Genomic DNA, 5,250 nt, shown 5'->3' with positions numbered 1-5,250 from the left:
GCGATCTGGTTGAGTTCCCCGAGCGTGCGCAACTCCGCGAACTGCGCCTCGTCGTTGGCGTCCGCGATCGAGCCCGGCCGCAGCCCGTCACCGAGGGAGTAGGTGACGTCGTAGGCGGCGAGGATCTCGCAGAGTTCCTCGAAGTTCTCGTACAGGAAGCTCTCCTTGTGGTGCGCCAGGCACCACGCGGCCATGATCGAGCCGCCGCGGGAGACGATCCCGGTCTTGCGGTTGGCGGTCAGCGGGACGTAGGGCAGGCGCACGCCCGCGTGGACGGTCATGTAGTCCACGCCCTGCTCGGCCTGCTCGATGACCGTGTCCTTGTAGATCTCCCAGGTCAGCTCCTCGGCCCTGCCGTCGACCTTCTCCAGCGCCTGGTAGAGCGGCACCGTGCCGATGGGGACCGGGGAGTTGCGCAGCACCCACTCGCGGGTGGTGTGGATGTTGCGGCCGGTGGACAGGTCCATGACCGTGTCGGCGCCCCAGCGGGTCGCCCAGGTCATCTTCTCGACCTCCTCTTCGATGGAGGAGGTCACCGCGGAGTTGCCGATGTTGGCGTTGACCTTCACCAGGAACCGCTTGCCGATGATCATCGGCTCGATCTCCGGGTGGTTGACGTTGGCGGGCAGCACGGCCCGCCCCGCCGCGATCTCCTCGCGGACCACCTCGGGAGAGACGTTCTCCCTGAGCGCCACGAACTCCATCTCCGGCGTGATCTCCCCGCGGCGCGCGTACGCGAGCTGGGTGACCGCCTTCCCGTCGCGGCCCCGGCGCGGCTGCCGCGGCCGACCGGGGAAGACCGCGTCCAGGTTGCGCAGCCCGCCCCGCGGCGAGGTGTGCTTGATCCCGTCGTCCTCGGGACGGACGGGGCGGCCCGCGTACTCCTCGGTGTCACCGCGGGCGACGATCCAGTTCTCGCGCAGCGGTGACAGACCCCTGCGGACGTCCGTGTCGACGAGTGGATCGGTGTACGGGCCCGATGTGTCGTACAGCGTGACCGACTGCCCGTTGGTGAGGTGCACCTGACGGACCGGCACCTGTATGTCGGCGGGAGCCCGCGACATACGCCTTGTGCCAGCCGATGGACTTCCCGACCTCGGCAGACTCCGTGTCGCTGGAGAGCTGCGTGGAGGCAGGCGTGCGTACGTCCTTGTTGGCCATGAGACCTACTCCCTACGCCGGCATTACCCGGTAACAGGTTCGGCGGTCGACGCAGCGGTTTCCGTCCGCCGATGTCCCGTGTGAAACATCACTCGATGTGGGTGACGTTTCATGTGAAACATCGCTGGGACGGAGGTCAGCGCCCTCTCAGCCCGGTGCTCCGAGCTCCCGCGTTTACAAAGGTGGCTCCACGCTAGCGTCAATTCGGGCGCGGTGAACAGAGGGCCTCTGTCGTTCTTGCGATGATCGGTCGGTGACCACGACGCAGCATCCTCCGTTCCCACCGCCCGAACCACCACGCGGCTCCGCCCCCAGAACCGGCAATGCCCCTGGCCGGGGCCAGGGTTCAGCGGGGTCCGAATTCGGCGGCGAGGGCGGGTACGGGTCTGGGGCCGGGCCCAGCGGTGGGCCTGGTGGTGGGCCCAGTGGGGGGTACGGCGTCGGGCCCGGCGGTGAGTACGGGGGTGGGTACGGCCCGGGGGGCGGGCCTGGGGCCGGTTCCGGTGCCGGTTCCGGAAGCGGTGGTGCTTCCGGTGGCCCCGGCGGACGTTCCGGTGGCCCTGGGGGGCGCGGGCCCGGAGGTGGCGGAGGACGTGGGTCGTCCGGCGGCGGTGGTGGACACGGGGCGTCCGGCGGCGGTGGTGGACACGGGTCCGGTGACCACGATGGGCACGGAGTCGGTGGAAACGGAGGGCACGGGCCTGGTGACCACGGCGGACACGGCGCCGGAGGTGGGCACTCGCACGGTCACGGGCACGGGCCCGCCGCGCCGGTCTCCCAGCACCTGCGCAAGGTGATCGCGGCGATCCTCATCCCGTTCACCGCCGCGGTCGTCATCGGTCTCGCCGTCCTGTGGCCCGGGGGCGCGCCCCCGCACGAGCGCACCGGGGTCGGTTTCGATCGGCAGACCCAGCAGGCCACGGTCACCAAGGTGGAGAGCCTGAGCTGCTCCTCCGTGAACGGCTCCACGGTCCCGCCGACGGGCGACACCTCCACCGCCGAGGGCTCCTCCGCGCAGCAACAGGCGCAGGGCACCTGCAAGAAGGCGACGATCCGGATCGACACCGGCAAGGACAGCGGCCGTACGTTCACCGAGATCGTGCAGCCGGACCAGTCCCGGCAGTTGCACGAGGGCCAGGAGGTCGTGGTCGCCTACGAGCCCTCGGCGCCCAAGGACCTGCAGTACTCGGTGACCGATGTGAACCGCAGGCTGCCCCTGGCCCTGCTCGCGGGCATCTTCGCGGTCGCCGTCGTGGTCGTCGGACGGCTGCGGGGCGTCATGTCGCTGGTCGCCCTCGCCGCCAGCTTCCTGGTGCTGAACTTCTTCATCCTGCCCGCGATCCTCCAGGGCTCGAACCCGTTGCTCGTGGCGGTCATCGGGGCGAGCGCCATCATGCTGATGGCCCTGTACCTGTGCCACGGTCTGTCAGCCCGTACATCGGTCGCGGTACTCGGCACCCTGGTCTCGCTGCTGCTGATCGGCGTCCTCGGCTCGCTGTTCATCGACTGGGCCGCGCTCACCGGCAACACCGACGACAACACCGGCCTCATCCACGGCCTGTACCCGACGATCGACATGAGCGGTCTGCTGCTCGCCGGTATCATCATCGGCTCGCTCGGCGTCCTGGACGACGTGACCGTCACACAGACCTCCGCCGTGTGGGAGTTGCACGAGGCGAACCCGACGATGGGCTGGCGCGGCCTGTACCGCGCGGGCATCCGCATCGGCCGCGACCACATCGCGTCCGTCGTTAACACCCTCGTCCTCGCGTACGCCGGTGCCGCGCTGCCGCTGCTGCTGCTCTTCTCCATCGCGCAGAGCAGCGTGGGGGCGGTCGCCAACAGCGAACTGGTCGCTGAGGAGATCGTGCGCACACTGGTGGGCTCGATCGGCCTGGTGGCGTCGGTGCCGGTCACCACGGCGCTGGCGGCGCTCGTGGTCTCGGCCGACCGGCCCGGACCCCGGCAGGGCCAGGACGCCGCACCGACCGGTCGCCCGGCTGCGGCATCTGGCGGCCGGGGGCGTCGCCGGAGGCGCTGACCCGGCGAGTCGGAGCGAGAAGCGCGCCCTCGCCCGCCCTCATCCGCATCCGCATCCGCAGGTGAAGCGTTACGCCACCTGTCTGGAGTAACGCTTCACCCAGCGCCCTGGTCCGCGAGGATGCGGTCGAGGGCCTCGTCGAGGTGGGCGTCGAAGTCGCCGAGCACGCCCTCCTGGCCCAACGGCACCAGCCTGTCGGTGCGGTCGAGGAACGCCACGAGCGGTGCCGACGACGACCGGAACAGCGCTTGGTCGGCGCCGACCTGGAGCCGGATCAGGACCTCGCCCAGCGCCTCGGGTTCGACCGGTGTGACCCGCACATCGCCCTCGCCGCACGGCCGACCGACCCCGTCGATCAGCAGCTCACGCCCGAACGCCCAGGTCACGGGTGCGTCCCCGGGCAGATGGAAGGTCAGCCGCACGGCATAGGGATCACAGGTCTCGTAGCGCAGCTCCACCGGGATGCGGAAGGAGAGCTCCTCGGAGACGAGAAAGCTCATCATGACCTCTGCCTGTACCGCCTGTACGGACTCGCGCATCGCCTACCCCGTCATTTGCCGTCGACTGGCCGGGAATGAACCCTGAACACTGTTGGAATCTTGCTGAATGTGTGCATCAGATCACAAGGAGTGAGTTTTCAGATACTGATAGAGATCGCAAGTGAGCCGAGAAACTGTCCGATCTCGTCCTGCAACTGCCGGACCGCGGGGAGCAGCCGGTCGGCCTGGTGGGCCGGGAGGGAGATCGCCATCGTCGCGGCGGTGGTGCCCACGGTCAGGGGGATCGCCGCGCAGACCGTTCCGAGCGCGTACTCCTGCCGCTCGACCACCGGCTCCATGCTCTGGTTCCGTTCCAGCCGTCGTAGCAGGCCGTGGTTGTCGCGGACCGTGTACGGGGTGATCGGCTGCACGGGGTAGCGGTCGAGGTGGTCGCGGCGGGCGCCGTCGTCCAGTTGGGACAGGAGGCACTGCCCGATGGCGTGCGCGTGTCCGGTCTCCCGGAAGTCGGCCCACTCCTCCACCGCCGGGTTGCCCGGGGTGTCGGAGACGCATCTGACGTCGATCTCGCCCTCGCGGTAGAGCGCGTAGTAGACGGGTACGCCGATGGCGTCCCGCCAGCGCGCGAGGGCGTCAACGATCGTGCTGCGACGTTTCTGCTGGGCTCCGACGCTGCTCAGCCGCTCGGCGGCCTCTCCGAGGAAGTACAGCCCCTGCTCCCGGCGTAGATAGCCCTCGTGGGCGAGGGTGCGCAGCAGGTGGTAGGCCGTGGGGAGGGCGAGGCCGGTCTCACGGGCCAGTTGCTTGGCGGGGGCGCCGTGTTCGTGCCCGGCGACGCACTCCAGCAGGCGCATGGCGCGCTGCACGGAACCGATGAGGGTGGTGGCGTGCGGAGACGGGGGCGGCTCGGAGGGCCGCTGCGCGGAGGAGCACGTCGGGGCCACCGGCGCGGGTGCGGCGGCCCGGCGCCTTGGGCCGGGGCGGCTCGTACGGCCGCTGCCGCGGTCGCTGGTGGCGAGGGCTGCTCGGGTGGCCTGAAGCGTGGGCCCGGCGTGGGGAGGGCGGTCGTCAGGGTGGCCGCGGCGGGTGCGTGGGTTTCTGGGTCGGCTGGGGCGGTGTCAACCGTGGGCAAGAGTCACTCCCGGAGCGCGAGGGGGCTGTCCGTGCGGGGAACACGGGAGGAGGTGTGCGCCGCTCGCGGGGTCCTTCCCCGCGACGAGTTCTGGACTCTAACCGTCGATTGCCGCTCTCAGACGGCCTGCGCGGGAAACTTCCCCCGCCCGAGGGAACCCGCGCATCCTGTTACCCGTCACCCTGCCCGTGCCGCCGCGCACCAGCCGCCCGACCCGGTCCACCCGTTTCAACCCCGGGCCGACCGCCGCACCGCTCACGCGTCGCCGAAACCGGTCACCAGTCGCCGCGTGAGGAGGAGCTGGAGGTGAACTTGCGTACGACGTAGATGAGTCCGCCGACCAGGGCCACGAAGACCAGCACCTTGAACAGCAGGCCGATCACGAAGCCGATGACGCTGGCTATCAGGCCGCCGAACAC

Annotated in this window: 4 protein-coding genes and 1 pseudogene; 1 reads left to right on the top strand and 4 read right to left on the bottom strand. The window is 70.1% G+C overall.

What is annotated here, in order from left to right:
* A pseudogene (locus ACFQZ6_RS35360) lies at window positions 1-1,161 on the bottom strand (phosphomethylpyrimidine synthase ThiC); the annotation flags it as partial.
* Window positions 1,162-1,414: 253 nt separating this feature from the next.
* On the opposite strand from ACFQZ6_RS35360, the gene ACFQZ6_RS35355 reads away from it, so the two are divergent.
* Window positions 1,415-3,202, top strand: coding sequence for a YibE/F family protein (locus ACFQZ6_RS35355; protein ID WP_381619083.1), 1,788 nt, complete (start codon window positions 1,415-1,417; stop codon window positions 3,200-3,202).
* A gap of 95 nt (window positions 3,203-3,297) precedes the next feature.
* On the opposite strand, the gene ACFQZ6_RS35350 is transcribed toward ACFQZ6_RS35355, so the two are convergent.
* The 3 genes from ACFQZ6_RS35350 to ACFQZ6_RS35340 all read right to left on the bottom strand — a co-directional run.
* Window positions 3,298-3,741 carry an SsgA family sporulation/cell division regulator gene (locus ACFQZ6_RS35350; RefSeq protein ID WP_381610267.1) on the bottom strand — a complete coding sequence of 148 codons (444 nt, stop codon included), beginning with the start codon at window positions 3,739-3,741 and terminating at the stop codon, window positions 3,298-3,300.
* A 98-nt stretch (window positions 3,742-3,839) separates the two neighbouring features.
* Window positions 3,840-4,553, bottom strand: a complete 714-nt coding sequence (locus tag ACFQZ6_RS35345; protein ID WP_381619089.1) for an IclR family transcriptional regulator — start codon at window positions 4,551-4,553, stop codon at window positions 3,840-3,842.
* Between the two features lie 553 nt (window positions 4,554-5,106).
* On the bottom strand, window positions 5,107-5,250 hold a 144-nt coding region (locus tag ACFQZ6_RS35340; RefSeq protein ID WP_381619086.1), incomplete at its 5' end, for a DUF5326 family protein.

It is taken from the genome of Streptomyces flavalbus (genome assembly GCF_042674625.1).
In the GTDB taxonomy this organism is placed as follows: Bacteria; Actinomycetota; Actinomycetes; order Streptomycetales; family Streptomycetaceae; genus Streptomyces; species Streptomyces flavalbus.
Note: the sequence above shows the minus strand (reverse complement) of the source record. Positions and strands in the feature narration are given on the sequence as shown.